Below are 4,595 nucleotides of genomic sequence, written 5' to 3'. Positions count from 1 at the left end.
TCCGAGACCAGCGCGCAAAAGAAGCAGGCAGCCGTCGCGGCTTCGCCCGCCGCGCGCGTGATCCCGCTGCCGCAGCAGCAAGAGCTCGCCAAGGCAGAGTTGCGCCATGCGCTTCAAGCAGCGACCCGCTCGTTCCGCCAGGCCGTCGCGAGCGGGGACAAGGACTACCTTCGCGCGCTGCACCTGGAGGCCAAGCGTCAACAGCCGGGCTTCAATGCACAGGAGGCCCACCGGCTGTTCCTGAAGCACAAGGCGCACTTCAAGGCGGGCCAACAGATCGACCCAGCGAAGATCAAGCCGGTGCTGCACCTGGCGGACGAACGCCTTTGGTCCGAGCTCTTCAAGGTGACCAGGGCGCTTTGGTCGATGCCCTACAACAAGGGCTATGGCCGGCGATTGCGGTTCGTGGTGTACGACCAGTTCCATGAGGCGGTGATCGGCATCATTGGCTTGCAGTCACCGCCTGCTGACCTGACGGTGCGCGACCAGTTGTTCGAGTACCCCGAGGACCGAAAGCTCGACCTCGTGAACTCGACGATGGATGCCTACGCGGTCGGGGCCATCCCACCCTACTCGTATCTGTTGGGCGGCAAGTTGTGCGCGGGTCTGATCAGCAGCGACACCATCCGTCAGGTCTACTGGCGGCAGTACGCCGGCAAGAAGACCGAGCTGCGCAATGCAGGCATCCAGCAGCCACTTGCGGCAGTGACCACGACGAGTGCGTTCGGGCGCAGCTCGCAGTACAACCGGCTCAAGTACCACGATCGCCTGCTGGCGCAGCCCATTGGGTACACCGCGGGCTACGGCACCTTCCACATCGAACACCTCTACGAACAGGTCACCGACTACCTGAAGGAATCCGGCACGTTCATCAAGGGTGGCTACGGCAATGGCCCGAAGGTGCGCTGGCAGAACATCACACGCGCCTTGCTGGACCTGAAGCTACCAAAGAGCCTCCTTCGGCATGGGATGAAGCGACAGGTGTTCCTGTATCGCTTCACCGACGATCTGGAGGGTGGCATGAAAGGTGGGAGTTTCGGCGCACCGCTGTCGATGTCCGAAGCGGACTTCGGTGGCTACTGGCGGGAACGTTGGGCCACGAAGCGAGCGGCCAGCCGCCCGACGTGGAACCAGGGCGACGACCTCGCGCTGCTCGACCGGGCCCTCAATATCCCGTTGAGCGACGAAGCAGGCGAGCCGTAGACCGCCTCACTTGAACTTCACGTAGACGTTGCGCAGAGACAAGAGGCTGGTCCCGTTCGGGGCGAACCAGTTAGAGTCGATCGAGAAGTGGTCATACCTGAAGTCGAACCATTGCTCTTGGCGGGCTCGCTCGGCGGGTTCGCCGAAATGGAGGCGTGATTCTGCAGGGCGATCGAGCTGAAGGGAGTCGCGTCGGCTCATCCGGGTCCACATCGAACTGCTGATGGAACAGCATCGGCGTTCACGATGCAGATACCGCAATCACCCGCAAGCGAGCGGAGCAGATTCCGAAGTAGCGCAGCGTAGGCGCTTCTTGCTGGAGGCCCTCCTGCAGCTTGAGGTGATTGGTTCGACGCACTTGCCGTGGTCCTGTCACCAATCACCGCCCAGCTCAGGCATTATGTCCTGGTGATCTCTGCCATCGCTTGAGCAGCGGCCTCGGCAAGGTTGCGTCGGACCATCAGTTCGCTGACCTCGATAAGCATCGTTGTGCCATCTGGCGTGTTCACCTCGCGTGGCGGTCGAGGAACCTCTAGCGGGCTGATGACGGCCACCAGATAGGTGCCCCCGTCTGGCCCCGATCCGTGGATTGGTGATTTCAAGCTGCGCCCAAGCTCGTCGACCAGTTCTTCCTGGTGACCCGCCTCGGACAAACCAGCAGCGTTGCGCCGCAGCAGATCTGAGAGAAGCAGCCCGCTCGAGGCGCGCAGGCGGCGCTCGTCGAATGCTTGAGGCACCCCGGTCAGCAGATAGCGTGCGAGTGCCTCACCCGTGTGCCGATCGATGGCGCTGTGGTCGATCCGATTGCGGAATGTGCGCAGGCAGCGGTAGCAGGAGAAGTCGCAGTCTCCTCTTTGAGGGCATTCGCTCATGAGTTGCAGCGCCTTCTGGAAGAGTGCTTCGCCGCGGGCTGCTGCAGCCGTCGCGAACCCTGCCCCGCCGGACAGAGTGTCGTAGAGAAAGACCTCGGTCTCCTCTCCCAGAACGCCGTTGTTCGAAAGAGCGGGGCGGAACTCGGCGAGCACCTCGCCTGGCTCGATCTCGAGCAGGAGGCAAGCCGCCCGAGACAGCGCCTCACAGAGCGTTCGCAGGGCGATGGTCGTGATCGTGTCGCCCGGCTTCAAGAGGATCGGGGCGCCCAGCTTGAGCGAAAACAGCGCGACGTCTGTTGGGAAGGTGGTACCGAGCACCACGTGCTTAGCGACGAAGCCGCCTTCGCAGTTCGGCTTCTGTTCGTCGGGATAGGGCTTCGGGTGCCGGCCGCTCAATCGGGAATGGGCGTGGTTCGTCGCGGCCTCGATGCGCCCGCAGGAAGTGCAGTAGGCGTAGCCATCCTTTCCGGGGCCTGTGTTTGAGACCATCAGGTGGTCGCGAAGTGGCACGTAGCGGATTTGTTCATTGACCTCGATCCACTCGCCTTCACCTGGGCTTGCCATGGTCAGCTTGGCACGCGTGGCGTAGCTGGTTTCCGGAATGTCGTCGGGAGAGGTCACGGGTGGGATGTCCACGGGGTGCGCGAACCCGGTGGGGCGCATCCAGTGGCGAGCGGGGCCGAGGGTTTGCTTGCCGTTGCAGGCGATGCAATCCTGCATTTGGTCCTTGGTGACACCGTCCCCCTGCTTCCAGGTCCTTGCATACCCACAGCGCCGGCACTCCGCGTGCAGCTCACGCTCGTCCCACACCCGCTTGAGCTCTTTCTTGAAGGGGGAGTAGATCGCCCCTGAGGTGTAGCACTTGCCCGCGATCCAGATCTGCTTGTCCGGCGCGTACTGCGTGAGTGCGATCGGCAGCGACTGCGATGGTGCGAACACAAGCTTCGGCGAGAAGTGGCTGGACTGGGCTGGGTCGAATACGTGGAAGGTCGCGACGTCGGTCGGGAAGGCGTAGCGTGGCAACACGCCGTGGTATAGCAGCGTGTCCAGAAGACCTCGCCCGGTGCTCCGCACAGCCGGCTTCACCTCGTCGGGTTCGTCCTGCGCCTCGAGCAGATCGATGTCATCGAGTTCCGGCGCCGGCGCTGGCGCCGTTGGCTCCCAGTCGCGAGTCGCAACTTGAATGGCATTGAAGCAGTCTTCGACCATGCCATCCAGGAGCTCCGCGCGGTCCTCGGCCGCGAGCTGCTCCGGAAGCCAGCCGTCGACCCGGCTGCGCAGATACACCTGATTGCCTTCCAGCCACTCCTTGAGGCCCTCCAGGCTCAGTACGCTCCCAGGTTTCAGGAACGCCGAAACGTCGCCGAGTACGGAGAACAGGCTGCCGTTGCCTGGGGCGGCGTCGACACTCGGAATCTTGGCCTGGTGGTAACACTGCAGCAGGTACGCGCGTACGTGGCGCTTGGCGATATCCTTGTTCTCTAGGCAGAGCAAGGGATCCACCACCTGTCCAGCGATCATCTGGGCAGGCTCACGGAAGAAGTGTTCGTCGTGCGTGTCCGATCCACCGAATGCGAGCACCGATGCCACGGCATTGCCGCGACGCCCGGCTCGACCTGCACGTTGCTGATAGTTCGCCCGACTAGGCGGCATATTCCGTAGTGCGACCCCTGATAGCTGGCCAATGTCGATGCCCACCTCCATGGTGGTGGTGCTGGACAAGACGTCGATCGCCGATGGCGGCATGCGGTTGCCGGGTGGTGTGAACTCCACGTCCTGGAACAGCAGCTCATGCTGTTCCGCGCGGGAGAAGACTTCTTCAGTCTGAGCGGAGTTGAGTTGGGCCGTGTGTTCGGCTGCCACAATGGCCATTGGCACTTCGGGGTTCGGGCCCAAGGCCGCCATCACACCCCGCCGGTAGAAGCCCTTGCGCGCTGCGAAGACAGGGTCGTTGTCCGGGTCGAGAGCAACGATAGCGGTGTGGCCGCAATCCAGGCAGCGAGGAATGAGGCGAAGGGGCCGGTGCACCGACTTGCAGTCGGCGCAGCGGACCCATTGGCCTCCAAACTCCAGTGAAAGCCGCTGACCGTCCAGGCGGTAGGCGCCGACGCTCATCAGTTGCGTAAACATGGCCAGGAGCTCTGGAAGCCACTTCTTGTTGAAGATCGTGCGGGCGGCCGGACTTCCCAGGGCGCGAACCAACCGCTGGAATTTGCCGGTCTTGGTGCTGATCCGAACCTTGGCGTCGGGGTGGGCTGCGTACCATGCTTCGTTCATGCGAGGGAGGTGGAAACCTGCAGCAGTCCACCCACGAAGCCACGCCCGGGCCAGGCCGATCTTGTCTTCCGAAGTCTCGGCAACGCCGGGGATGGCCGGGAGCTTCCCGATCAGCGGGCGCCGATCGGCATGCTCGATGATCGACCCGAGCGCGAGAGCTTCCAGTCCCAACAGGCGGTCCCGAAGCGTCGACAGGATGTCAGCCAGAAGGACCTTGGGAGGTCCGTCCGAACCTCTCAGATC

Annotated in this window: 2 protein-coding genes; one reads left to right on the top strand and one right to left on the bottom strand. The window is 63.3% G+C overall.

Translation table 11 applies throughout. From position 1 onward, the window contains the following. A partial coding sequence (locus tag AC1D12_RS25465; protein WP_477843693.1) for a Druantia anti-phage system protein DruA occupies positions 1-1,203 on the top strand: 1,203 nt, incomplete at its 5' end. A gap of 398 nt (positions 1,204-1,601) precedes the next feature. On the opposite strand, the gene AC1D12_RS25460 is transcribed toward AC1D12_RS25465, so the two are convergent. Beyond that, complete coding sequence (locus AC1D12_RS25460; protein ID WP_477843691.1) at positions 1,602-4,523, bottom strand: DUF1998 domain-containing protein; 2,922 nt, start codon at positions 4,521-4,523, stop codon at positions 1,602-1,604. Positions 4,524-4,595: the final 72 nt, after the last annotated feature.

It is taken from the genome of Rhizobacter sp. P1_G5, from assembly GCF_056405435.1.
This window is presented reverse-complemented; position numbering and strand designations above follow the sequence as displayed.